Source organism: Coraliomargarita parva (genome assembly GCF_027257905.1).
GTDB lineage: Bacteria > Verrucomicrobiota > Verrucomicrobiia > Opitutales > Coraliomargaritaceae > Coraliomargarita_A > Coraliomargarita_A parva.
The window spans coordinates 484,777-510,529 of record NZ_JAPZEI010000002.1 but is presented as its reverse complement, the minus strand read 5'-3'; the positions used below and the strand labels follow the sequence as shown (position 1 = coordinate 510,529).

The 25,753-nt window shown below is 55.3% G+C and carries 21 protein-coding genes; 11 read left to right on the top strand and 10 right to left on the bottom strand.

The genetic code is table 11. The features are described 5' to 3' along the window. Positions 1-455 precede the first annotated feature (455 nt). Complete coding sequence (locus O2597_RS04505) at positions 456-1,214, bottom strand: type II secretion system protein (RefSeq protein WP_269523002.1); 759 nt, start codon at positions 1,212-1,214, stop codon at positions 456-458. Between the two features lie 192 nt (positions 1,215-1,406). Then, a complete protein-coding gene (locus O2597_RS04500; RefSeq protein WP_269523001.1) occupies positions 1,407-2,264 on the bottom strand; it encodes a hypothetical protein in 858 nt (285 codons plus the stop codon). Between the two features lie 457 nt (positions 2,265-2,721). Between O2597_RS04500 and O2597_RS04495 the strand changes: the two genes are divergently transcribed. The 3 genes from O2597_RS04495 to O2597_RS04485 all read left to right on the top strand — a co-directional run bounded on the left by O2597_RS04495 (position 2,722) and on the right by O2597_RS04485 (position 8,066). Further along, the gene (locus O2597_RS04495) at positions 2,722-3,567 is read left to right on the top strand and encodes a hypothetical protein (protein ID WP_269523000.1); all 846 of its coding nucleotides are present in this window, start codon (positions 2,722-2,724) and stop codon (positions 3,565-3,567) included. Positions 3,568-3,986: 419 nt separating this feature from the next. Beyond that, complete coding sequence (locus tag O2597_RS04490) at positions 3,987-5,513, top strand: arylsulfatase (protein ID WP_269522999.1); 1,527 nt, start codon at positions 3,987-3,989, stop codon at positions 5,511-5,513. 441 nt (positions 5,514-5,954) lie between these two features. Then, a complete protein-coding gene (locus O2597_RS04485) occupies positions 5,955-8,066 on the top strand; it encodes a sialate O-acetylesterase (RefSeq protein WP_269522998.1) in 2,112 nt (703 codons plus the stop codon). A gap of 82 nt (positions 8,067-8,148) precedes the next feature. Here the strand turns inward: O2597_RS04485 and O2597_RS04480 are convergent, their stop codons facing one another. After that, positions 8,149-9,699 carry a phospholipase D family protein gene (locus O2597_RS04480; protein WP_269522997.1) on the bottom strand — a complete coding sequence of 517 codons (1,551 nt, stop codon included), beginning with the start codon at positions 9,697-9,699 and terminating at the stop codon, positions 8,149-8,151. A 172-nt stretch (positions 9,700-9,871) separates the two neighbouring features. On the opposite strand from O2597_RS04480, the gene O2597_RS04475 reads away from it, so the two are divergent. The 3 genes from O2597_RS04475 (at position 9,872) to O2597_RS04465 (ending at position 12,277) form a co-directional block, all read left to right on the top strand. After that, complete coding sequence (locus O2597_RS04475; protein ID WP_269522996.1) at positions 9,872-11,281, top strand: MBL fold metallo-hydrolase; 1,410 nt, start codon at positions 9,872-9,874, stop codon at positions 11,279-11,281. A 205-nt stretch (positions 11,282-11,486) separates the two neighbouring features. Further along, positions 11,487-11,801 carry a hypothetical protein gene (locus O2597_RS04470; RefSeq protein WP_269522995.1) on the top strand — a complete coding sequence of 105 codons (315 nt, stop codon included), beginning with the start codon at positions 11,487-11,489 and terminating at the stop codon, positions 11,799-11,801. Continuing rightward, complete coding sequence (locus O2597_RS04465; RefSeq protein ID WP_269522994.1) at positions 11,798-12,277, top strand: ArsC/Spx/MgsR family protein; 480 nt, start codon at positions 11,798-11,800, stop codon at positions 12,275-12,277. Before O2597_RS04470 ends, O2597_RS04465 begins: the two co-directional genes overlap by 4 nt. A gap of 17 nt (positions 12,278-12,294) precedes the next feature. Here O2597_RS04465 and O2597_RS04460 read toward each other — a convergent pair whose 3' ends face one another. The 3 genes from O2597_RS04460 to O2597_RS04450 all read right to left on the bottom strand — a co-directional run bounded on the left by O2597_RS04460 (position 12,295) and on the right by O2597_RS04450 (position 14,758). Beyond that, a complete protein-coding gene (locus O2597_RS04460) occupies positions 12,295-13,080 on the bottom strand; it encodes a PEP-CTERM sorting domain-containing protein (RefSeq protein ID WP_269522993.1) in 786 nt (261 codons plus the stop codon). 147 nt (positions 13,081-13,227) lie between these two features. Next, on the bottom strand, positions 13,228-13,743 hold the full coding sequence (locus O2597_RS04455) for a hypothetical protein (protein WP_269522992.1): 516 nt from the start codon (positions 13,741-13,743) through the stop codon (positions 13,228-13,230). 85 nt (positions 13,744-13,828) lie between these two features. Next, positions 13,829-14,758: a PAC2 family protein gene (locus tag O2597_RS04450; protein WP_269522991.1), complete on the bottom strand. Its 930-nt coding sequence runs from the start codon at positions 14,756-14,758 to the stop codon at positions 13,829-13,831. Positions 14,759-15,059: 301 nt separating this feature from the next. Between O2597_RS04450 and O2597_RS04445 the strand changes: the two genes are divergently transcribed. After that, a complete protein-coding gene (locus tag O2597_RS04445) occupies positions 15,060-15,731 on the top strand; it encodes a DUF2293 domain-containing protein (protein WP_269522990.1) in 672 nt (223 codons plus the stop codon). A 27-nt stretch (positions 15,732-15,758) separates the two neighbouring features. On the opposite strand, the gene O2597_RS04440 is transcribed toward O2597_RS04445, so the two are convergent. From O2597_RS04440 to O2597_RS04430, 3 genes are all read right to left on the bottom strand, one after another. Continuing rightward, a complete protein-coding gene (locus O2597_RS04440; RefSeq protein WP_269522989.1) occupies positions 15,759-17,096 on the bottom strand; it encodes a hypothetical protein in 1,338 nt (445 codons plus the stop codon). Positions 17,097-17,417: 321 nt separating this feature from the next. After that, on the bottom strand, positions 17,418-18,449 hold the full coding sequence (locus tag O2597_RS04435) for a PstS family phosphate ABC transporter substrate-binding protein (protein WP_269522988.1): 1,032 nt from the start codon (positions 18,447-18,449) through the stop codon (positions 17,418-17,420). Positions 18,450-18,469: 20 nt separating this feature from the next. After that, on the bottom strand, positions 18,470-20,266 hold the full coding sequence (locus tag O2597_RS04430) for a formylglycine-generating enzyme family protein (protein WP_269522987.1): 1,797 nt from the start codon (positions 20,264-20,266) through the stop codon (positions 18,470-18,472). 121 nt (positions 20,267-20,387) lie between these two features. Between O2597_RS04430 and O2597_RS04425 the strand changes: the two genes are divergently transcribed. Both O2597_RS04425 and O2597_RS04420 read left to right on the top strand, forming a co-directional pair. Next, positions 20,388-21,059, top strand: a complete 672-nt coding sequence (locus O2597_RS04425) for a hypothetical protein (protein ID WP_269522986.1) — start codon at positions 20,388-20,390, stop codon at positions 21,057-21,059. An 82-nt stretch (positions 21,060-21,141) separates the two neighbouring features. After that, positions 21,142-21,969 carry a sugar phosphate isomerase/epimerase family protein gene (locus O2597_RS04420; protein ID WP_269522985.1) on the top strand — a complete coding sequence of 276 codons (828 nt, stop codon included), beginning with the start codon at positions 21,142-21,144 and terminating at the stop codon, positions 21,967-21,969. Between the two features lie 11 nt (positions 21,970-21,980). Here the strand turns inward: O2597_RS04420 and O2597_RS04415 are convergent, their stop codons facing one another. Further along, the gene (locus O2597_RS04415; RefSeq protein ID WP_269522984.1) at positions 21,981-23,030 is read right to left on the bottom strand and encodes an SDR family oxidoreductase; all 1,050 of its coding nucleotides are present in this window, start codon (positions 23,028-23,030) and stop codon (positions 21,981-21,983) included. A gap of 397 nt (positions 23,031-23,427) precedes the next feature. Between O2597_RS04415 and O2597_RS04410 the strand changes: the two genes are divergently transcribed. Continuing rightward, positions 23,428-24,804, top strand: coding sequence for a right-handed parallel beta-helix repeat-containing protein (locus O2597_RS04410; RefSeq protein ID WP_269522983.1), 1,377 nt, complete (start codon positions 23,428-23,430; stop codon positions 24,802-24,804). A gap of 276 nt (positions 24,805-25,080) precedes the next feature. Beyond that, complete coding sequence (locus O2597_RS04405) at positions 25,081-25,728, top strand: acetate uptake transporter (RefSeq protein WP_269522982.1); 648 nt, start codon at positions 25,081-25,083, stop codon at positions 25,726-25,728. Positions 25,729-25,753: the final 25 nt, after the last annotated feature.

Here is a 25,753-nt window from a genome sequence, read left to right as displayed (position 1 = left end):
TCGCCCAATTCATGTAAGGGCTCCACGAAGGAGTTTTCATCTGCTCGCAACGTTGGTGCCCTCCATCGTTGATGACGGCTTTCATTCGCCTGCTGGGATTTAATACCTCTTCTCATAATTATTGAGGATATGGTGCAACTGATTTGCTTCACCTCGCAAGGCGGCCGGTCAGGAATGCACCTAGGTGCTTGACTGTCCGGCTAACGCCGCGGGAGAAGCATATCAGCGCATCCCGCAGGGACAGGGGCGAGCTCATGCCAGAAGAGACTCGGGGCCAGCTCTTCGAGCAGGCCATCTTCGCGCGTGAACCATAAACGTCGTCGAGAAACCACTAGCCCGGTTCGATAGGAAACGGCGGAAGGGTCAATCGCTTGGCGGAGGGAACGAAGCAGCTAGTGGAGAGTTAAGCACTGCGGTTTAAACACGATACCGCCTCTGCCGCATTACAGCCTGAATTAGTCCGCCGAAGGCGTCTTCGAGTTCATACCTCCGTAGGAGACTGTGATTCGATCTTCCTCAAACAGCTCTTGGATCTCATCATACGACAGAGAATCGACATGTCCGTCGACAAAAACCATATTGATTTTGCCATCATGGGCTGCGTTCAAATCCTCGATCTCCTTTGGCCAGTTAAAAAACCAGCTCTTGGCCAGTTGACGGCCTGATTTATGGTCATCCACGAGCATGACAGACCTTGCCGGATTCTTGAATGATGCCAGATTCTTACCCATCACACCCCGCGACTTCGCTTCCCCATTCTCCATACCCGCATCATCGCCTACAGCCCCATAGGACAGCTTGCCGTTGCCGGCGATTTCCGCATTTGCATCAGAGATGCCGCCCGTATCATCTTCCGGACACCAAAAGACATCCGCCGAATCAATGATCTCTGGGTAAATATGCTTCCACCATGCGCCGCCCTCGGCGTCGTCAGCGCTATTCGTCGGCAACCACCCACCCTGGTTGCCCGCATACAAGAGCACACCCGAATGCAGTTGCCGTAAATTCGACAAACAAACGGCATCCCTGGCATTTTTGCGAACTGCGGAAATGGCCGGAATTAAGATTGCGGTCAGGACGCCGACAATTGCAATGACCGCTAAAAGCTCGATTAGGGTAAACGCACGACACGCATTCCCCGCCTGAAGCTCAAGCGTGGATTTTGATCTGGAAGAATGAAAAGATGGGACAATCACATAACTAGATTGATCCATGCAACACAGTTGTGCAAACCACAAGGCCCACACAAAGGCATCACTCTATTGTCTATTCTGGTATGAAAATATACCGATTCTGAGTGCACCGCAGCATCGAAGTATCCGTGAGTCGTCAAGCATTCAGCTTCGTCGCACGACGCAGGGATATGACTTTAAACTTTTGCGACTGCCCGTTTCTCCAAGAGCGCCCTACCAATCGATGTGCTCATTGAGGCTGCGCTCACTGAAGATCTCCTGAACCACAACATCTTTGTAACAGACACGGATCGCGATTCCCTTGAGGCTGGATCTGCTGCTTTTAACCGATGTCGAGCTTGAACTGGTATTCGTCCCTCCTGTTAATGAATCATAACGAGTCACCGTAGAAGTCGTTTTGCTCTTCGTCCGACTCATTTCGGCAGGTTTTGTGCGAAAATAGGTTGTTTCACCACCAGAGAGCTGATTGATCGCGATGAAATCGTCATAAACCTGATATGAGCCACCTGCACTCTTCACTACAATCTTGGTTCGGATGGTGATGTCGCGTAGTTGCTCCTGGGAATAATTCCTAAGCTCTAGATCATATGAAGCCCCCGAGACATTCACTTGGCGATCACTCGTCGTCATGGTTTCATCAAAGAAACGACCTCCGGAAGAAGTCGTATTGGAGCTACGCGAATGAGAGCCCATTCCCGGTTGCCGGTTAAACCTGTTTGATAGGTCCGGAGCCCTTGATTCATTGCTGCGGTCCGCCTGAACGTGGAGCTGTTCGCTAATTAAGAAAATCATGCGCCAGTCATTCAACTCCGCCCGAGAAGCAGGACTGAGTAATTCAGGAGAAAACCACATGCTTCCCGATTGATCCTTGAGGCGAATTTTCACCAAACCTCGCTCGTGATCAAATTTCAGAATCTGCGCCGTGATACTTTTCCCATCTTCACTTTTAAGCTCCAGATAGGGCTTGTTCATCGGATCGAAAACCATTGGAGCCTTCGAGGCCACAAGTTCATGAACCAAGCTAAAGCTCGACAGTAAGCAAAAAGCAAAGATCAGGGGAAACTTCATCATGAAGAGCATTCCATCGAATTGAGCCTAACGGGGTCAAACGCAAAAACAAGCCACTTACATGCATGTACAAGCAAAGCCCCAACATGTGGAAAAAGCCATCCATCCCGCATGCCGCTGTGCTATCCCCCAGTCCATCCGACTTCATTCAACCTGCTTCGGAACTCGAAAGCTGCGGACCCGACTATTGCAGTGGCCCGGCGTTCTTAAGCATCACTCGTCAACCAGGGACAGCTTCCTGCTGAGCTGGTCGGCATATCCCGCGCAACAAACCACGCGGGAATCCTGCGCCGGTCTTTCACCGCCCTAGCCGGCGGTGGCAGGTCCCCCCGGTTTCACGGCTCCAGGCCTACATGCTTTGTCCTTGTCATCGATGGCTCGGATTCGCATCCTGAATTCGGTTCGTGACTGGCCTCGCAGCTGTCACAAGCCGAAAAAAAATCACCATCAGCACGTAAAAATGTCCTTCTCCACGATTCGTAGCTCTGTTTCGATTCTATTGGCACTGGCCACCATGACCGGCACAGCCAGTGCATCGCTGGTTGCCTATGATGGATTTGACGGCTATACGGCCGGGACGGCGTTGAATGGCGGAGCGCAAGGTTCAGGTTGGACAAGCGACTGGGCGGAGGCAACCGCCGGGGATTCAACCATCCAGACGGCAGGCTTGATAGATCCGAATGGATTGGTTTCCGGAGGCTCGCAGGCCTTACTCAGCCAGCCCACAGCCGCCCGCTCCAATGTGGACGATTACTTGACCCGCACATTTGCAGCTCAAGCCGGCGATGTCTATATAAGCTTCCTCCTGCAGGCAGGAACGGGCATCGATACCAGCGACTTCTATAATTTTCAGGTGAGTAATGGTGCGACCGGAAATGCAAGTGACGCGCTCGGCGTGGGCATTCGTAATACTTCCGGAAATCCGTTTTTCGCCCGCGTGGGCAGCTCCAACGATAATGCGACGACCAATTCACTCACCAGTTCCACAACAGGCGAGACATTCTTGGTTGTGGCCAAATTCTCCAAAGATGGGAGCACGGAGTACAACCGGACCGATTTATACCTCAACCCGACCAGCAGTAGCGAACCACTCACAGCCGATGCCAGTGCGACAGCCGACATTACCGGATTGTCCGAAATCAGCCTGTTCAGCGTGCGCAATTACAATCCTGAGTCGGGAGACACGATCTGGATCGATGAGCTGCGGATCGGCACCACCTTTGCCAGTGTTGTTCCGGAACCCTCATCTTTCGCACTCATCGCCGGCTTCATGAGCATGACCTGGGTCATGCTGCGCCGTCGCTAAGGGCCAGCCACACGACGATCGGGCAGTCCGAAGAGCGTGGGATTCGCAGCGCTCAAAGCGGGCAATGTAGGGCGACAGGGATCAAACTTGGATATAGGAAGATTTCGACAGTCTCCCCCACCCACGTACATCCGAGTTCCTCAGCGGAGCCATGCAGCGTCTTGTCGACTGGTGTCCTTTTTCCGCTCATTCCCGAGAGAGCAGGAAAATGTGCCCCCGGTTCCAGCGTCAGGCAAGACAGCGCGCTCGGACACAATTCTGATGCTTTCGCTCCCCCCATGTTGACATGCACTGCTATACGTTCATATAATTAGCTTCCTTGTTCGCAGGAGCATATGCTCCCTGAGCATTGAATAATAGGGTTCGGCCATGCAGGCACATCCCTTAGACACTCAATCAACACCTCAAAGATGAAGACAATGAAATGCTTCCCTATCGCATGCACACTCTTCTGTGCATTGACATCCGCCCTACTCGCCGCCGACAAACCGAACATCCTGGTCATCTGGGGTGACGATATCGGCATGTGGAATATAAGCGCCTATCATCGCGGGATGATGGGGGGCAGCACCCCGAACATCGACCGGATTGGCGACGAGGGCATGATCTTCATGGATCACTATGCCCAGGCCTCCTGTACCGCCGGCCGGGCCGCATTTATTCTCGGACAGTATCCGCTCCGCACCGGCCTCAGCACGGTGGGCCTTCCCGGCGCCAAAGAAGGAATTCAGCCGAGCGACCCGACCTTGGCCCAGATGCTGAAGGACTATGGCTACGTCACCGGACAGTTTGGCAAGAACCACCTGGGTGACCGTGACGAGCACCTGCCCACCATGCATGGCTTCGATGAGTTTTTCGGGATACTCTACCACCTCAACGCGGGCGAATACCCCGAGCAGTACGACTTCCCGAAAGACGAGGCGACACAGGAGCGGTTCGGATTGAAGCAGCGCGGCGTCATCCACTCGAAGTCGACCGGTGACGGCACACAGGAAGTCGAAGACCTTGGTGAGTGGGGCCGCGAACGTCAGCGCAACCTCGACCAGGAGGTGCTCGTCCAGTCAAAGCGATTCATCAAAGACGCAGTCACCGCCGACAAGCCCTTCTTCGTCTGGCACAACACCACCCGTATGCACTACCGGACGAACCTGAACGAGGAGTATGACGGCAAGACCGGCTATGGTCTATATGCCGATGGCATGGCAGAGTTGGACGATGACGTCGGCGAATTGCTGGACCTGCTGGACGAGCTCGGAGTGGCCGACAACACGATCGTAATGTTTTCGACCGATAATGGCGCGCCCTGCAACTCGTGGCCGGACGGCGGCAACCAGCCTTTCCATGGCGAAAAAGGCGTCGGCGGTTGGGAAGGCGGCTTTCGCGTGCCGATGTTGGTCAAATGGGATGGTCGCATCCCCGCCGGCACCAGCACCGGTGAGTTCATGACGATGGAGGACTGGATGCCCACCCTAATGTCCTGGGTCGGGGATGACAACGTCAAGGAAGACTTGCTGGACGGGATGGACATCGGGGGCAAGAGCTACCGCGTACACCTGGATGGTTACGACCAGAGTGATTTGCTCCTGAACCAAGGAAAAAGTAAGCGCAAGGAATTCTACTATTTCACCGAAACGACCTTCCATGGCATCCGCTGGGGCGACTGGAAAGCGCTCTTTATCGACCAGGAAGAATGGTTCCGGGGTGAACAGGTCCCCCTGAGCACGCCCTATCTGATCAACCTGAAGCTCGACCCCTTTGAGCGCTTCATCCATGCCCGCGGCTATGACGAATGGGCTGAGAACAGAAGCTGGATTATTGGACAGATCGGCAAGCAGGTCGCGGACTTCGTGGCAAGCTTCAAGGATTACCCACCCAGTCAGAAGAGTTTGTCCGTTCAGGTTACAGGGGTGGCTGACATGATAAATTCCCAATCGATGGGACGCTGATTTCCCAATTTACCGGATCAATATCGGTTATCCAAAATTCGGGCAGGTGACGGCACATGGTTGTTGTTACCTGCCCTATTTTTTTGCTGAACTGAGAGCAAGTTATACCGCCAGAATTTATCCGAAACGGTATTAGGCACACAAGAGTCCGAGTGTCAGCCAGTTCGCACACCTGATCGGCAGTGACTCGTGTTGAGTACGAGTGCCTAAAAGGCCCAAATGAACCTTTGGATAATAATGCAATCCGTCGACGGGGTTTGAAGTAGCGTTCACGATGGACGCAAAAGCGACAGCTTATGCAGAGGTTTCGATTGATGTCATTTAGACCAAAAAGGACAAAAGTTCGCCACAAATAGCATCTGATTGATCTTAGCCCCCCCCCTAAGATCAGATAAACTGAGCTTTTTAGAAATCATCAACCTCAGCAAAACGTTCAACGAAATGTCAACGAAGCGCATCTTTCAGACACTCTATCCCACGATCGTAATCTCCCTGTTTGCAGGACAAATCGATGCAAGCGTTCTTTCGCATTACACCTTCGACACCGGTTACAGCGACAACACGGGAACGAACAATGGCAGCCTTCAAGATGGCGGCACAGCCGACAACAGCGGAATTGCCACCACGGCCGGTTATTATGTATTTGGTGGCGGCGCACTGACTCTCAGCGGAGAGAGCACGGACTATGTTGCGCTATCGACAACGACTTTCGACACCGGAGCGGGCGAGGCTTACTCGATTGCCTTCTGGGCACGGCGCGCGGACATTAGTCGGGCTTGGGATATGGTCATCGGCCATCGTGAAGATACAGCAAACTTCATTGGGTTCACCAGTTCGACAAGTAATATCAACCCGGGTGGCCTCCGGCTACGGGGCGATGCTACAGATGATGTGGATGCGATTTACGATCCTGACAATCAGGACGAATGGCACCATTATGTCGTCAGCGTGACATCCGGAAATATCGCAACGGTGTATATCGATGGTGTCGTCGCCAGTCTCGAAGACTCGAACGATAGCCCAGCAACAACATTCACCTACAGTGCGATCGGCGACGCATACAGCAACGATGGCTTGGAGTTCGAGGGACAGATCGACGAAGTATGGATCTTCGATGAGGCGATCGATGCAGCAACAGTCAATTATCTGTATCAGTATAATTCCACCGCTGAACCAGTAGCCGACACGACGGCACCAACCCTTGCCGGCAGCGACATCGTGGATGATGCTAGCGGCGGACCGGTGACGAAAGGTGATACCATCAGCTATACTGTAGCCTTCAGCGAGAACATCGATGACTCAACCGTGGATATCTCCGACTTCGGCAACGCTGGAACTGCAGCGATTACAATCAACAGCGTAAGCGAGTCGAGCCCCGGTAGTTTTACGGTGGAAGTCACGCTCGATTCCGAAGGCACACTGCAGCTTACATTGCTGGCCGGGTCCATCATCACCGATGAATCAGGCAATGCGCTGGATACCAGTGAAGCCATCACAGACGACACCACGCTTGACGTGTTAACCGTCAAGCACCTGCAAGTCTTCCTCATTGGCGGCCAGTCCAACGCCGATGGCCGGGCCCCCACGGAAGATCTGCCAACCTCCCCGGAGAACCTGCAAGCCGCTCAAGACGACGTGGACTTCTTTTACCTGTTCGAAGGCGGCAGTGAAACATTGACCTCCTTGCAACCGGGCCTATCGGAAAACAGTCAATATGGCATCAGTCAATTTGGTCCGGCCATCACCTTCGGGCGCGAGCTGTCCGACAGTATCGCCGATGGCACCACCACCCGAGTCGCCATCATCAAGTATGCAAACGGCGGCACAAACCTATACACGCACTGGAAAGCAGGTGGTGATGCGACGACTGACGGTGACGGTCCGGAATACGTCACATTTCAGGAAACCGTAGCCGATGGTCTCGCCGCTCTGGCCACAGCTTACCCCGACGCAGACATTGAGATCCAGGGCATGCTCTGGCTCCAAGGTGAAAGCGATTGTGACAGCGACAGTTATGCAACTGCCTACGAAGCCAACCTCTCGGCCTTTATTGATGACCTGCGAGCCACATTCCTGAATAGCTATGGCACTTACGAGTCCGATCTGCTTTTCATCATCGCTCGCCTTTCCAGTGCGCAGACATATCTTGATGCCACGCGTCTGGCCATGATACGAGAGGCACAGGTCGCGGTTGCCGATGCCGATGCCAGAGCGGTTTGGATCGATACCGATAATGTATCCATAAAAGAAAGCGACCATCTTCATTTCGATGCCGATGGACAGCAAGCGCTCGGTCTCGCAGCAGCGGAGAAGGTGCTGGAGTTTCCGGTCTCGATTCAAACAGAAACAGGAGGGAGCTTCTCCATCGGTACCAGCAATGCGCTCAAAGGCCTTCAATATACGCTGTTCGGCAGCACGACTTTGGACAACTGGACCGAACTCACATCCACCCAAGCATCTGACCGCAGCGTAAGCATCACCTACACGCCCACCGACAGTGATGATAACAATCACTTCTTCATCCTGGAACGCTCGGTACCCGAAGCAGAATGATCGAGAGCGCGGTTTCCTAAAGTGCCGGGGGGCGTTTGCCTCCTTTCTACTTCCCCTAGAAAAAGCCGCAGCGGCCCAATGCCTATAACTGCGACTCCACCGGCAAGAGCTCGATGAGCTTCGCTAGGAAACGCTGCCCAAAGGTCGACAAGGGATCCTTTCGGTAGCGGACTGCCTCGCCGTTGTTAGTGGTAATCCAGATCAAGTGATCGCTCTCATCCAACTCCAGCTTGTAGCTGTTCCGTGGCTCTACCCCCTCGGCCATGTATTCCAAGACTTGCCGCGCCAACTCGGGGCTCTCCACGTAGATCCCCGCCTCGGTATTGATATTGGACGAACGGGGGTCGAGGTTAAAACTGCCGACAAACACGCTTTCATCGTCAAAGACCAATGCCTTGGTGTGCAGGCCCGAGAGCGGTTCCCCCTCCCAGGTCTTCCGGATCACTGAAGAATCCGGACGTAGCTCATAGATTTCTGCACCCACTTCGAGCAGTTGCTTGCGAAACTCGGCATGACCGGCGTGGGCCGCCAGCACATCATTGGAGACTAGTGAGTTGGTCAGAACGCGCACGGTGATCCCCCGACCGGTGAGCTGCTTCACCTGTTCGACGCCACGGTCCCCGACGACAAAGTAAGCAGATTCCACGGTCAGCGATTTCTGCAGCTTCGGGAGCTTCCCGCGCAATTTAGAAATAAGCTCGCCGCCATCGGCGTCGGTGACCGCCGGATCGTCCCAGACAATTCGTCCCGGAGCCCAGACAAACAATCCCTCGAGGTCCTCGACCTGCTGCTGAAATTCGTCCAGGTCCGCGTCAAGCGGGTACGGGTAATGGCCGAGGGCAATCAACCCATCAATATCGGCGGCAAACTGCTTCAAGGTTCCGAGATCGACTGATTCCCGAACAACCGCAGCCGCGGGAACGGACCAGTCTCCCCGCCAGAAATAATCGAAGGCCTCGGACACTTCACGCACCACGGGGCCGACCGCGGCAATGTCAAGGTCACGAAAATTGGAATCGGGGGCTACCGCGAAATAGTGATCCCCGATATTCCGGCCGCCGACGATGGCGAAGCTGTTATCCACGATGAGGATCTTGTTGTGCATGCGTCTGTTGACACGTTGCAGATCCGTCAGAAGATCCAGAACCGGGCTTTTGCGTCCGGCAAAGGGGTTGTAAACCCGTACCTCGATCTTGGGATGCGCGTCGAGCGCGATCAGGGCTCGGTCGCTGCCCCCGAAGCCGAGATCGTCCACCAGTATGCGGACACGCACACCACGATCCGCCGCGGCAAGCACCCGTTGGGCCATGATGCGCCCCGTTTCATCCGCTTCCCAGATATACACTTGCAGGTCGATGCTCTTTTCCGCCCGGTCAAGCATGCTGACCCGCGCGTTGAAAGCCTTGTGCCCGTAGCGCAGGAGGGCAAAACCCGACTCGCCCGGGTGAGCGACCTCCGAGGCCGCGTGGGTATGGCCGAGGGTCGTCGACCGATAATCCCGGATCGCGGTCGATTCCGGCTTCGGGTAGGCTTCCGGGTCGGTCGCGCAGCCCGACACCAGCAAGTACAGAAGCATCACAACCCCCAGTAGCGCACTGGGGATACCGCGGCAACGTTCCACTCTTTTCCGCATAGAAGTAACGATCCTGGAATAATTAAGAAATTTGTCGAGCGAAAGCGACACCAGCTCAAGGCCTCAGCTTACGAACAAGAGGATCGAAGTGCTGTCAATTGCCGACCCTTGACTTGCCATAAGAAGGTTTGTCTTCTAGCCTTCAGCCTGAATTTCAAGGGAGGTAAATCGCATGAAGATTAAAATTCATTTTCTGGGAGCGTCGCAAAATGTGACCGGGTCACAATATGTCGTAGAGGCAAACAACCAGCGGATCATGATTGACTGCGGGTACTACCAGGAGCGGGCCCTGCAGGATCGGAATTGGGAGCCGTTTAAGGTGCCGCCGGAAGACTTGGATGCGGTCCTATTGACTCATGCGCACCTCGACCACTGCGGGCTGCTACCGAAGTTGGGCAAGGAGGGCTTGCGCGCCAAAATCTACTGCACCTCGGCGACGGGCGACATCGCCAAGATCGTGATGGGTGACAGCGCCAAGATCCAGGAAGAAGACGTGGCCTTCAAAAAGAAGCGCCACAAGAAAGCTGGCCGTGAAGCAAAGCATCCCTATGTGCCCTTGTTTACGGTGCAGGATGCCGAGCGCGTCGGCGGCTTGATGTCCTATGTAAAGTTTGAGACGCCCGTGCGCATCGCGGATGGGTTTGAAGCCACCTTCTTCGAGAGCGGGCACATCCTCGGGGCCGCGAGTATCTTGTTGAAAATACAGTCAGGCGGCGAAACGCGCACACTCTTGTTTTCCGGTGATATCGGGCGCAACGATGTGCCCATCCTGCGCGACCCGACTGTCTTTACCAGTGGTGTGGATTATGTGGTAATGGAATCCACTTACGGCGACCGGGAACACCCCGACGCCGGCGCCATTCACGACCAGTTGGCCGAGGTGGTAAACCAGGCGCACCGTGAGCGCGGCAATGTCATCATACCCAGCTTTGCGGTCGAGCGATCCCAGGAATTGATGTATTATCTGGGTGAGTTGCTGGAGCAGAAGCGCATTCCGCCGACGATGGTACTGGTCGACAGCCCGATGGCTGTCCGGGTGACCGATGTGTTTCGCCGGCATCCGGAGCTCTTTGACGAAGAGACGATGGAACGCTTGAGCCATGGCAACCACCCCTGCGACTTTCCTTCGCTTAAGTTGATCCGAACCGTCGAGCAATCAAAGGCGATCAATTCGATCCACGGCACAGTCATCATTATCGCCGGTTCCGGAATGTGCACCGGTGGTCGCATCAAACACCACCTGGATGCGAATATCGACCGCCGGGAGAACACGGTTCTTTTCGTAGGCTATCAGGCGCAGGGCACTTTGGGGCGGCAGATTCTGGACGGAGCACAATCAGTTCGCTTGTTCGGTCGACAAAAGGAAGTACGCGCCCACATCTCACAGATCGGCGGCTTTTCCGGCCATGCCGGCAAGTCGGAGCTACTGCACTGGATCACTTCGATTGAGTCGAAGCCGCGACGTGCCTTCATCACCCATGGGGAATCCGAGGTCGCGGTGAACTTCGCCCGCGAAGTGGAAGCTGCGACCGGCGTGCCCAGTGTGGCTCCGGAATACGAATCGGAATACGAACTCGAATAAGAATCACGGGGCACACGCTGGGACGAGGTTCGGTATCCCGATCGATCTGCGTCCCGTGCACACTGCAGCTCGTTGTGAACAACGAGCCCTATCCCCAAGAACCAAGCCTCTAGTCCTAGTTTAAAACACCATTAGTCCTGCTTTTAACAACGGGCAAAGATTACACGAACGGCTCATAGGGACTACGACCTGCTAGAGGGCAGTCATGTCCGAGCCAAATAAGCTTCGCCCACTCTATCTGGTCAATGAGCTCGCCCAAGCGGTTGGGCAGGAAGTGACCTATGCCTACGATGATCTCGTCTTCATCTCGCACTCCGAGGTGCTGGTCCAGTTCAACGACGACGAGTCTCTGAACCTATACCTGCACAAGGATCTGGATGAGGCCCTGTATGGCTCGACCAAGGCCAAGTATGAGATCACCGCCAAGGAACAAGGCACTCCGCTTTACTACAAGGGCCGCTTTTCCATGGAGACCAAGGAGGGCAAAGAGGAAATCAACCTGGAGTTTTTCCCGGAATGAACAACGAAACGACCAGCTGTGCACTCGACGGACTGAGCAAGTCCGACAACATCCAACCGGACCAAATAAAAGGGATCGTCTCTTTCTATGGGAAAGCCGGCTGCAAAGGCAATGCCCGCCAGATGGAGCAGCTAAAGGAAGCCGGCTACGTGGTGCAGTTTGTCGACCTTCTGAGCCGGAAGCTGGAAGCGAAGGAGTTGCTCAATTTCTTCGCCGGTCGCAGCATCCACGACTGCGTCAATCTACGCGCGCCACAAATCACGGCGGGCGAGTTTAAGCCTGAGACCTTAAGCGAAGACGAGCTGCTGCAGGCGATGATCGAGTCTCCGATTCTGATCAAGCGTCCCCTGCTCTTCTTCCGCGGCGAGTTTGCCTGTGGCTCGGACCACCCGCTGATGGCTCGCCTCCTTGGCGATGTCACGCCGGTCGAGGGCTGCCAGCGAGATGACGACTGCAGTCATCATCAAGGGGCATAAGTGGTCGCCCCAAACACTTATCTCCGGCGACGGAGCGCGATCAAGCCGGCCGCGAAACCCGCTGAAATCAGCGCATAGTTGGAGGGTTCGGGAATGACCGTCAATCGGAGTGCATTCAACACAGTATAGGTGCCGGAACCGGTAACATAATCTGTCACTTTGATCTGCAATGAAGTCGTTCCGGAAAGTGTAATGATTTCATTCATGTAGCGTCCCAAAGCATCACCGTCGCTTTTCCCGCGATAAGGCGAACTGCTGGTGTCTTCGCCTAGCCAATAAACATCCGTTGTCGCCGTTCCATCTTTCTCAAGAACGGAGAAGCCATACCAAGTCGAGCCGTCGTCGATTGAATATTCGAAATAACCAGTCGCGGTGTCCGTGTAACGGCTGGAGAAAAGATCCAGAGAGATTTGAGAGTCCTCAACCAAGTTTCCGAAGGTCAGAGTGAAAGATTCGGCACCGCTCCCGGTGCTGGTGAAAAAATAATCACCCGCCGCATTACTGCTATTTCCTTCCGTGACCCAGGAGGGGCCCCCATTATCCAGTGTTTCGGTATTGCCCGAGTCCGTAAGACTACCAGCTCCAATCAGAGTAATGCCCGTAGCAGTCGATCCGGAGGTGTCGGCAATCGTGACTGCGGATCCTTCGATATCTGTATCCGCCGCGTAGACATTCCAAGCCGAGGCACCGCCCGGAAAAGTCGAAGTGGTCCGGGTCGTGTTAAAATCGATCAGATAGGTCGTTTGCGCGGACAATGTAAGAGCGCTGGCGAAAAGAAATCCTGCCAAAATTTGATACGACATCGGCACAAGATGTTGATTTATTTTTCTATCGGGAAGGGTAAGAATTCGGTGCTGCCTAAGTCCCGAAACACCTAAAGAACAGCAAGATTAAATTGGCCGCCCAGAAAGTGCCATCCAGCCCAGGCGCCAGAGATAAAGATACCCGACTTACGGCCGGGCCCCGTCAAAAATCACCAGGACCAGCCCGCTGCAGTCGTGCTCGAACTTGTAAAAATCCGACCAGAGGCCGGCTACGAGAAAGGCAAAGACGGTATCACGGTCTTCGGCGACACGGCCCGATCCGATCCATTTGGCCGCCTTCAGGTCGAATACACGAAAGCGCGCACCGATACCGGGCAGAGTGTCGCCACTGAAGATCCATTCCGCCAAAGCCTGCCCCGCATGCTGCGGACGCTCATAGTCGAAGACACTGGTACGCGCCTCAAGATAGGGACTGCCCGACAATCGGTGCGGCACGCGTTCAAAAAATGACAGTTCATTGCCCTTGTGCCAGTAGATCCGCGGTGCGGTCTTTGCGGTGACATCTTCGCTCAACTGGCGACGTGCCGATTTTTTACGGAGAAATTGGGCAATCTCCTGGGTTGTGATCGCGTCCGCACTGGGTGCCGGTGCGGTGTCATCAAACAATGAGGGCTGGGTGTAGTCTGATTCGTCCGCTGGCATGTCAGGCGCAGTGAAACCCCATCCGCAAAAGTCTCAAGTCATATTGCACGCACACGGCTTACACGCCGGACCTAAGTTTCCAGCCTCAGGATGAGCGAAATAGATCGAGAAAGCGGTCCTCGTACTTGTCGAACAGTTTGAGTCGGTCGAGTTCGGCCTTCAGTTCGTAGGCTTTCGAGCGGTCCTGACGGGCTTGTTCGAACAGGGTTTCGATGTGTTGCCGGTCACCGGGGTCCAGTCCGGATTCCTCGTCATCGGGTACGGCCTCAGCCGGCGCGGCCCCATCGCCCGCGTGCTGCCGCATCATCTGTTCGACATTCCCCAAAAGTTTACCAAGTTGCACGCCTGCCTGATCGGCTTGTTGCTTCAGTTCCGCAAGATCGAGATGGACCCCTGCCAACCGGCAAAAAGTCTCAAGCACGGCATAGGCGGCTTTGGGGTTCGGAAGCTGCGCGAAGACATGAGGCATCTCGCCCAGCAGGCAAACGCCGTCGAGTCCATCCTCGGCGGCCACCCCGAGCAGCGCGCCGTTCAAGCCACCAATTCGGCCTTTCTCTAGTATTTCGGTGTTCAAGCTCCGCAGCTCGGCCAAGCCGTCCTCCGAGGTCGCTGCGGCAAAGGTACGTGCATCATGTTCAGGGTGCATCCCGGTCGCCATCGCGGCAAAGGTAACCACTCGCTGTACGTCCAGTTGCTGGGCAAACTGGATCATCCGGTGGCAAAAGGCATGCTTGCCGATGGGCGGTTGCGCCTCACCGATAAAGACCAGTATGTCGCGCTTCGCCTCCGGATCCTTCCAGACAAAAAAACGGCTGCGCGGTAGACGGCCGGGATGAATGATTCCACCTTGCACATCGATGTATTCAATGTCGAAGAGATCACGGGGTGAAAACTCGGCCAACTGATGCATGCCAAGCTTGGACATCAGGTAGTATCCCGCGCTGGACGCCACCCCGCCCATGCCGGGCCATACCGCAACCAGCCACGGTTTGTTCAGATTCGATTGTTCCGCCATCACCTGTATACACTAATGCCTAGAGCCGCAGGGATCAAACTCTTGAGGTATTCCCGTTACGGAAAGAAGATGGACAAGCGAGCGACGCAGCCCCAAGTTCCCTGCCCTTCAATAAATCAGGAGGTCAGCGATGGATTGGGACAGGTGTAATCATAAGAAGATAGATCAATTTCAGGCAGAGGCTCGGCGCTGGAAGTCGAACGACGGCAAGAGCACGGTAAAAAGCGCGGGCAAGAAGGGCCTGCGCACCCAGCCCTCGAAACGAAAGAAGCGCGGCAATTAGTCGCCGGCGCCCCTTCCGATGGATGAAACGCTCGAAGTCCGCCCCTGCGCCAAGCCTGGCCATGTCTTGACCCTAAAGGGCGAGTTACGCGCAGTGCCCGCCGGATGGGCCCTGTTGCCTCCAGGGGACGCCACACTGAGCCGCCGGATCAAAGCCGACGGTCCTAGCTGGACGGTGAAAGAGAAAAAGGGCCGCAAGCTCTTCTCCAGAGGCATCTGGGCACCGGCCAAGCGAATTGAAGCTCTACGGTTTGCGCTTCAAATCGAACGCGCCGACCCCGGCTATACCCGAAAGCTCGAAGCAGGCCGTGCCCGTCGTGCCCGGCAGGAACTGGCCTACGCAGAAGATTTCACCAAGGCTCTGCGCGACTACTTGAACTTTCATCCGCGCTATGAACAGCTCGCAGTCCGGCTGGCCCAGCTAATCAGCGCGCATGCGACACCGGTCGGCAGCGGCACGGTGGCCCGGACCAAACGGATCCCCATCGAGCAGCGAGCGGAAGCCGCGACCATCGCATGGCTCCGCCACCAAACCACCGCCTACGACCACATGCCGATTCCCCGCGAAAAGGGCGCACGCCGGGAAGTCAGGCGCATGCTGGCAAAGGAGTCCAAGCGCTTGCTGCAATGCTACCGGGCAGGCCACCGCATCGAGGTCGAAAATTGCCCCCTGCAAAAAGCGATTCGCTGACGGTCAGAGCATAATGGCGGTTCCGGCTTATTCGACGGCATCCGCTTCCGTCGTCACGGACTCGGACTCATCGCTATCCTTCAAGGCATCCGCAGCGGCATCGGTCGCGGTCTCAACCGCATCGCCCACGACCTCGACGGTCTTCTTGACCGCGGGCTTCACGAAATCAACCGTCTTGTTCGCCGCACCGGAAATGGCTCCGGTCGCATCCTTAAAGAGCCCCTTGACCTTGTTCGTGGCCGGTTCGTCCTCAACCGCCGCCTCGGTCTGGACGACGGTCTGAACAGCCGTATCGGACTCGGCCGGACTTTCGACCTTTTCAAGAACGACCGGATCTACGGACTGAGCCGGAACAACGCGTTCAACCGGTACCGCAGTATCGGCCCCGGCTTCGTGCCCCTTGCCCATGATCAGAAACGCCGCCACTGCGCCAGCGATCAGCAGCAAAGCCAGCACGGCCACAACTAGCGGAATTATCGGCTTCTCGGTCTTTGGTTGTACGTATCGGGGCTTTTCCACCGGAGTTGACGGTGCTGCGTCAGCCAGGGATTCGAAATCAAATGCCGGGGCGGATTCCGGCTGCGTCACCTCAGGAGCCGGCTCGGGCTCTTGTTCCGCTTGGTCCGCTTCGGTTGCCCCGTCTTCGCTGTCACTGCCAGCGAATGCTGCGATCGCCGGCGCCGGCGGGGGCGTCTCTTCCGGACCTGACAAATAGTCCGGTATGTCTTCGATCACATCCGGCATGTCATCATCGTCTTCGAGTGCTGCCGCTTCAGTATCCAGGGTTTCCTCCGGTACACCTTCCGGCACTTCGTCCGGTACACCTTCCGGCACTTCGTCCGGTGCACCGACTTCCTCCGGTTCGGATTCCTCCGGCTCGCGGTCCAAGTCCTCAGGGGACACATCGGCCTCTGCCGGTGGCATGTCGGCAACCGGCTCCACATCTACCTCCGACTTAGCCATCAAGGCTTCAAATTCGGCATACGATAGCTTGAAGTTGGGATCTTCCGCATCCAGCGCCGCCTCGCTCAGGGCCATACGCTGAGTGAGATGCTCCGCCAGCTCGGCAAAGATGGGGACACTCACCGGCGGGAAGCCCAGTTGATGGAGCGCCTCCAGTTCCTGCTTCGAACTCTTGGCGCCATCCACGGCCCCCCCGTTCAGGATCGCGTTAATCCCTATCGTAGGAGGGACGCCCAGTGTTTTGACCAGTTCGCCGATGGGAGCGGCCTCCCCCGTTGCCCGGAGGTAAAAGAAGTCGTCAATCAAACCCAACTCAAAGAATTCCACGATCCGCTTCCAATGAAACGGTCCGAAATCCTCACCGGCCGGATTGCGCAGGCTTATCTTAGGGGATGGGCTCATATAGGGTCGATTAATTCCAATGCAGTTCAAACGTATGCGGGCCGGCCGTCGAATTCCGATCCGCCCCTACTCACGCTAATAATATGGAAGCAATAAAGAGACCTTCGGAGCAATACGAGTTGAAAGAAATGTAATAATTCCGACCGGAATGAGTCCTGCGATTGTAGCGCTCCCCTACATGAAATTGAATGATCGCCACATACGAGTGGGCTAAATGGCCGGAACACTCCGTATATGTCCTTAAGGTGCAAGCGTTTCAAAGCAAAACGGCTGGGCGTCCGAGACACCCAGCCGTCGTGATGTTTCCAACTTATCCGCTGCCTACTGAAAAGGAACGGCCGCGCGCTTGGCGGCCTCGACCGAGACCGGGAAATAGCCGACTTCGGCAACGGTTTGCTGCCCTTCCTTGCTATAGGCAAAGCGCATGAACTCCTTCAGCAAATCGCTGGGACCGGTGGCTGGATCGATGTTTAAGGTAATGTAGAGATTGCGGGCCAAGGGGTATTTGCCGGAGGCCGCGTTGGCTTCATTCGCCCCGACAACCGCCCCCTCACTGTCCTGCAGGGGCGCTGCCCGCACGTCATCGGTCATATAAGCAATGCCGGAGTAGCCGATTGCATAGGGATCGGCTGCCACCGCAGCAACCACTTCAGCGCTTCCGGGATGTTCGGTCAGTCCGGCATTGTAATCTTGTTTCTTTAGAGCTTTTGACTTGAAGAAAGCATAGGTCCCGGATGCGGGGTTGCGGCCGTGAAGCCGGATCGGAGCATCCGTCCATCGTCCACCGAGGCCTAGCTGACCCCAACGTGTAACCGGTTCCTCGGATTGACTGAAAATCCGCTCCAGTTGATCCAAACTCAGGCCTGTTTCCAGAATCGGATTGTCAGGGTGGACGAAGACAGCCAGTGCATCAATCGCCACGGTAAGCTGAGTGGGTGCGTAGCCGAATTTGCCGGTAAACTTTTCGATTTCAGCGTCTTTGGCGGCACGACTCATCGGTCCGATGTCGGAACGTTGTTCAAGAAGAGCGGGAATGGCAGTCGAAGAGCCCTTACCTTCATGGCGGAATCGGAGGTTAGGATGAAAGCGCCCCAGTTCCGATTCCCAGTTGGCGATGACTTGGTCCATACTATCCGAGCCGATACTACGGAGGTAACCCTGCAATGAAGTTCTCAGCTTGTATGGTTCATAAGCGGAAGCAGGCGTACTTTTCTGCGCCGGCACCATGACTGGCGCAGCTTGCGTGCCAGCTTGGCTTTGTGGACCACAGGTCGAGCGAGTCTGGCAAGCCGGCATCCAAAGGCCGATCATTCCGGTCAAGGTGATTAAGAGCGATTGATGAATCTTCTTCATAATTTGATGTGGTTAAAAATTCAAAACCGGACCTCACGTACTACGCGGAATCCGATGTATTCGGTTGCAACACTGGGGGCATAATCCCAACGATTGCCCGATCGGGCGAACCCAGCCTCGTCGTAATAGGAACCGCCACGAAGCACCTTTGTACTCAAGTTTTCATCCGCCCCTTCGCTGAGTTTATCCGCAACAGGATTCAGCGCCGGCAACTCCTCATAAGGCTGCATCCAATCCAAGGTCCATTCCCATACATTTCCATGCATGTCCTGCAGGCCCCAGGCGTTCGCCTCGTATTGGCCAACCGCCACAACTGCATCCTTGTTGCCGACGGCTCCGGGATCGAAAATATTCGCCGCGGACAATTCCAGACGGTTGCTTCGATTGTTGTACGGCTCCGCACTGCCGGCGCGACAAGCATATTCCCATTCTGCTTCAGTGGGCAGGCGATAGTTACCCTCCGGATCGATTTCACACAATTGCCGGCAGAAAGCCATGGCTTCGTGCCAACTGACACTGTGTACAGGCAACTCAGGCTTGAATTCGGATTGGGGTAACTGCCCAGGCAGTCGTCCCATCACTTGCAGCCACTGGTTCTGGGTAATTTCCCGCTTACTAAGGAAGAATGCCCGGGTCTGCGTAACCGGATGCTGCCATTCATCTTCATCCCTGCCGATTTCATACTCCGGCGTGCCCATGATGTAGGAGCCTGCCGGTATGAAGCACATCGTGAGTCCAACCGGAGTGAATTGCCGTTCTGTTCCGGCCGGAAACGCATGACGATGCAAGAACCGGATAGCAGGTTCTGACTTAGGTTGTAAGGTGAGGATTTTCCGGTACATACTTTTCGTCATCTCAATTTCACCCTGATTCTGGTAATTCGCAGCGAGCTCCGACAGGGTCGCAACTGCGGCCGTTTGAAACTTCATCATCGACTGAAGTGCATTCTCCCGGATCAATAAGCTTTCCCAGTTGGACCCTTGGGCTTCGAGGGCTTGCAGAGCTTCAAGTTTCTTTTCCACCTCATTCCATTCGAGAGCCGCATAGGTTTGCAGGGCGTCTCCTTCGACAATCCGGCGATTGCATCCGATCTCGCGCGTGACTGCATCGGTGAGGTTTTCAATAAGGGCCACGGCATACGCATTTTCCAGGGTTGCCCTGTCGTCCCCTTGCGCCTTCTGCAGTTGAATGACGAGTGCCGAACATTCCTCTTCATGCAATGGCATCCGCTTCAACTCTGCATGACTGGCATAAAAATCCATAATGTCATCAAGGTGATCCCGTGGCTCAGATTCATCGAGTCCAGGAGCTGGCTGCTCGTCCCTGTTCATTTCGACAGCCGGAATCATCATGCTTTTGAAACTCCCGGATTGCGGTGTCGGCAATACCGGCTCAGCGAAACCTGAAACCACTGGCTGAGTCAGTTCAGAGCTGCGCATCACTTCCCCTAGCTTTGCGTCATCGGTTTCAAGCGTTTTAGGAGTCGTGCCATGATTGAATTTGCCGGCCCCCGACACCAGAAAGAATGCGACCGCTACGATTCCTGAAAGAACAATCGGGATTAAAATAAAAAGAAGCCCCTTATTTCGATGACCCCGTTCGACGGGATTCTCCGAAAGGTCAATCAAAACACTTTTCTTAGGTTGATTACTCATCGCACATCTGAATTCGACGTGATTCGAGATAGGTTCGCCGGCAATACTGTCGAGGCTAGTGTTTCGGTTCACAGGAATGTTACCGGACTGTCGACAGACTGAAACAGAACATGTAACATCTGTATCACAATATCCGATACAATAAAACCTAATGCCCGCCATCAATGCGGCTTAAGCTATTTTTGTGAAGTTCAGGTAACAACGTAAAGTGTCATTGTAAATCGGATACGCATCAATCACAGCTATGCTAAATCAACTATTTCCCTCCAATAAAAAGACCTAGATGGAAAGCAAAACCGCACTTAAGAAACTCAGCAAGGAAGAGTTACTATCCGGATTGGACCGCAGCAAGCGGAAGTCAGTCCGCTTGATTTTCGATAATACCGAAGTGCATTACCTTGTGCTAATGGAATCGCCCGATGGACACCGTCGCAATTTAGTGACGGTCGGACCCAACCTGGAACTACCGAACCTGGAAGCTTTGGACAGTTTAAGTTTCGACGGGCTGGTGCCAGTTGCCTACGTTTCCTTGGAAACGGCACGAACAAGGCGCGCCACAAAACTATTCCGCACGCGCGGGGCCGAAACCATTCAGCAACTCGAAACCGAAGCAGGCAGCTTGCGTCTGGAGAACCAGCGTCTGCGCAGTCAATTGGATGCCTTGCTGAAAATGAGTGGCGCCATCGAGCAGGAGCGACTGGAATCGGGGCAGCGTGCGGAGGAATTGGCGCGCCAGCACCGGGAGCAGAACGAGTTCCGGCTTCAACTGGCTGAAAGAGAGGAAGAATTGTTAAAAATGGAAGAGCAACTCATGGATCGGATGCATGCCATGGTGCAGAAGGAGGCGGAGCTACAGCAATGGGAGGAAAACATGTTTGCCCGCGAACGGAAGCTTCTGGAACTGCAAGAAAAGCTCGACCATAGAAAAGACGATCTCCACGCGAGCTGCCGGTAAGATTGCTCCAAGCATGCCGATGAACCCATCAAAACGCGGTGCCGGCATTTGAGAAACACATGATAGCCGGATAGCTTAACCGATGCGTTCACAAAATGAAATTATCGGCATCTGCACCTGGAATCTGGGAATCAAAGATTTGGACTTGATGATGTCCACTATCGCAGGGCTTGGCCTGACTGGAGTTCAATTCTGCGGGAGCTATCGTGAATTCGAAGCGGCCGAAGTCAAAGCAGCGGCTGCCGCCAACGGCTTGGCCCTGATTATCTATGACCCCTTTGATTGCCATCCAGGCCCCAAAAACGGTGAGGCCACGTTCGAGAACGCTATCAGCTACTACGATAAAGCCATCGACTTTGCCGCCGAACTCGGCGTGGGCCAGACCTTGCAAGGCCTATCGGCCTGGACGAAAAATTGCAGGGACCAGCAAGGCGCCTGGACATTTCTCAGCGAGGCCCTCCGGTCATTGTCAAGTTACGCAAATGGCAAGGGCGTCCCCCTCTCCTACGAACCCTGCAACCTCTACGAAGTCCCCTACATTCACACCGCAGCGGAATACCAGCAGCTAATCGATGCGAGCGGCTGTACGGACATCCAAATCCTGTTGGACAGTTTTCATATGAATATCGGAGAACCCGACCCCTTGAAAACATTGGAAGTCTATGCCTCCCGGAACTCGGTCTTTCACCTGTCCGATTCAAACCGAGAAGGCATTGGCCGGGGGCACATTGACTTTGGCGCCTATCTCAACGCGCTCCGTCGAGGAGGCTTTGAAGGTCCCTATGTCGTGGAGTGCGTTTTGAAGGGAAACCCGGTCAACACGCCACCGAGAAACGATGCGGAAATGGCCCAGTTAACCAGTCAAATCCGTGAGAGCGTCGAAGCCTGGAAAGCACTCCAATCACTCTAGCACCAACCGCTTCAGGGTATCACTTTCCGCTCCCGGAATTCGTCGAATAAACGCAAAAACATCGACTCGCTGTCGACTACATCATGAAAGCCGGCCTGCCGGATACGCGTAGTGGATGAAATCACATCCCAGTCGCAGTTCAGGATAAAGTCACCGAAGGGCCAAGAAGCAATCTTCTCATAAGGCACTTCAACCAGGCCATACTTGCGCTGGATTGCCTGCCAGAGCGGGGCCTTGTCCGCCATCATCTCGGAGAGACGGATCGGCATCGGCTCCGCCGCATCCATATCGAAGTATGCGGCGATCTGCTTCCATAAGTGCGACCAACGGAAAATATCACCGTTGGTCAAGTTGTAGGCTTTCTTTCCTTCCGCCTCCATCGCAGCCCAAGCCGAGCCACGGGCCAATTGACCGGCATCCGTAACCTGGGCCAGTTTGCCATAACACTCCCGCGAGCCGGGGAAGCGCAGTGGTAGCCCGAGTTCCTTGCAGATCGAGGCATAGACCGCGATGACCATCGCCAGGTTCATGGGATTCCCGATGGCGAAACCGCAGACAACATCCGGGCGCAGCACGACCCAGTCCCAGGGCTTGCCTTCACCCACGGATCGAAGCCAGTCTTCCTGGTCGTAGTAGAACATGGGCGGCAGTTGCCGGGGATCCTCCTCATGCGCCGGCGTCGAAAAGGCGCCGAGGTGCGCCCCGTAGTACTTCGCCCCCTCATACAGCACGACCCGCTGTAAATCCGGTGACAGCACGCCGGCAGCCGTGACGCAATTACGCAACATGGAAAGGTTCACAGACACCTGCTCCTCCGGAATTTCCAGTTCCTGGTAGGCAGCATAAAAAACGTGGGTGAACGGAGCTGCATCGGTCAACGCGACGCGGGTGGCATTGTAATCGCATAGATCCACGGATATGTACCTGGCCTTTGTTTCAAATTCCGGACTGCGCCGGGAAACCGCGGTGACGTCCCACCCCAGCTCATCCGCCAAGTGTGTGACCAGGTTGCGTCCGATGACGCCAAGGCCGCCTGCGACTAATGCATGTTTTTCTGTCATAAATGATTCGATTCCTCTCTGTTCTGCCCATGCCCTGCCATGCACGGATGGTCGTAGGTCCGCGACTCAACACATGCGTCCAGCCCGGGCCCGGCTTCTTGGCTGTATTATAGCGACAAGCCCACTCGATGCAATCAATGGAACGTCATAGTTCGACATTTTTCGAACATCTGTCGGTCGGGGTGAATTTCCGAACGGAGACGAGGAAACTAGATATGTTCGAACGAATTGACAGGCGTGGAGTTTACAACCGCTTTCGTGATTCGCCCGATCCGAGAGCGCAGATCGCTGGTTACCGGCCGCGATGAATGCTCGTGTTTCTCCATGGCGGTGAATAGCTTCAACAGCCGACACTTTCACAGGATATAGAGATGCAGTAGAGTAAAACCACTCGTTTATGAAGAATCGCCATCTGCTGGACCGCCTCCGATCAAAACTTGCCCGAACCGCATGCCTCCTGGGCTTGGTCCCAGCCTTGGCCTTTTCGGCGGAATTTTACATGACGGTTGACGGTGCCGGATCGAAGGACGGTTCAAGTTGGGCGCATGCCTATGCAAGTGACGCGCTAGCCACGGTGCTGGACCAAAGCATGGAAGCCGGTGACAGCCTGTACCTCGGTGGTCCTGAATCGGAGGATGCGGCAAACTACGGCGACCTGAGAATCAAGATCGGCAGCAGCGGAACGGCAGAAGCGCGCAAGTCCTTGATCGGGGTGGACCGGGGTTTCGGGCCGCCAAGCTTTGTTGGGAAGCAAAAGACACGCAGCTACACAACGTTCCGCTTTATCGAAGGGAGCAGTTACTGGACAGTGAAAGACCTCCGCATCGAGCATCGGGAGTTTGGCCTGGCGACAGATGAGACAGAGCACCGGGGTCTAATTATCGATGGCCTCTCGGTCCACAGTGTACGGGAAGCCGCGTTTGCTTTTGCAAACTGCGATGACCTGACCGTCCGGCACTGCCAAGCCGAACGGTACAGCGAAGCCGGTTTCCGCTTCAGTCATTCCTGTGACCGCATTTCGATCCTCGACAGCCTTGCGGACTGCACCGGCACACGAAACGAAGACGACAAGGCATTCTGGAAGTACTGCTCCGATCCGGTGGGGTTCGACTTCCACTCAAAAGGAAGCGAGGCGCCCCCGAACACGGACATCCGGATGGAGAACTGTGTGTCGATCAACAACCGCGAGCTCAAGGGCTCCTACCCGCAGGGGGACGGCATCAAGTTCGAGCGAGGCAACATCGGGATCACATTGATCGGCTGTTTGTCGAGTCGCAACCAGGATGCGGGATACGACTTGAAAGGCACCCGTCAAACACTGAAGGACTGCAAGGCCATCTCGAATCGCAGGTACGGCTTCAAGGTCTGGTACGACGGCGAGCTGGTGAATTGTATCTCCGTGGACCACGGCAGCCGCGAGTTTACCTTACCCAGTCAAAAAGGAGAACATGCGATTACCGCGAAGAACTGCACCTTCCACGGATCGGATCGCTCGAGATTCATTGTGGGCACGGAGACAGCAGGTACCACGGTCATTCTGGAAAATTGTATCCTCTCCTTCGCAGGTGTCGGTGCGGGGGATCCCGGCTCATTCATAATGGGGCCGGGTGAAGTCATCCTCAAAGACAGCGTGACACTCTTAAACGCGAGCGTGGCGGGCAACCCACCCCGTTACGAAGACCCGACCCTGCCATGGTATGGCAAGGGCCCCCATTTTAACAATCAGAGCTACGCTCAACCAAAAGGCTACCATAGTGTCGACGCACACGAATGAGCGTATGACTCGGCCGATGACAGAGTCTTCCTTACGGGAGAGCCGGACTCAAAGATCCGAACCCGGTGCCTGACGCCAATCTCACCGCATCCGCACGGCCACCGCTGGCGGACACGAGCATGGAGTGCGCAGTGGTCCTAACCGCCCAAATCAAATAAGCTTATATCCGCCCTCGAGGGTTGAAGCAAGTTGACTCGAGGGGCGGACGTGCCTGCATGCCAGCCTTCTTCATACGGACAATCCGCATCGAACAATCAAGCGAAGATCAGGTTTAACATGTCACACGGTACAAATGCACAAGGGAATCCGGCGGTCGTCGGTCTGGCAGGCTTCGGCGTCACCACGCTGGTCCTCCAATTTCACAATGTCGGATGGTGCGGCATCGGACCGGTCTTCGCCCTGGCCCTGATTTTCGGTGGACTCGCCCAGCTCATTGCAGGCTTCCAGGAGTTCAAGTGCGGCAACAATTTCGGCTACAGCGCCTTTGTCGCCTATGGCGCCTTCTGGATCGGATTCGGCGTGATCCTGATCTGCAATGCCCTGGGCGTCTACAAATCGACCCATGCCGATGTCGGCTTCTTCCTGATTGGCTACACAGTCTACACCTTCATCATGTGGATCCCCGCCATGCGTATCCACAGCGCCATGGCACTCACCTTTACCCTACTCCTAATCGGCTTCATCCTCCTCGACGTGGCACACTTCCTCCCGCATGAAAACGCGGTTCGGCTGACCGCAATCGCCGGGTACGAACTGATGGCCTGCGCGTTCAGTGCGCTCTACATGATGGCTGCCGCGATCTACGCACAAGTCTTTGGCCGCGAAATACTGCCCCTCGGCAAACCATGGCTGCTGCTCCGGCCTAAGACGGACAGGAGCGGGCAAGTCAATACGACTGCGCAGGAAGCACCCTCGCAGGCCTAGTAAGACAGCAAGCAATCGCCCCCGG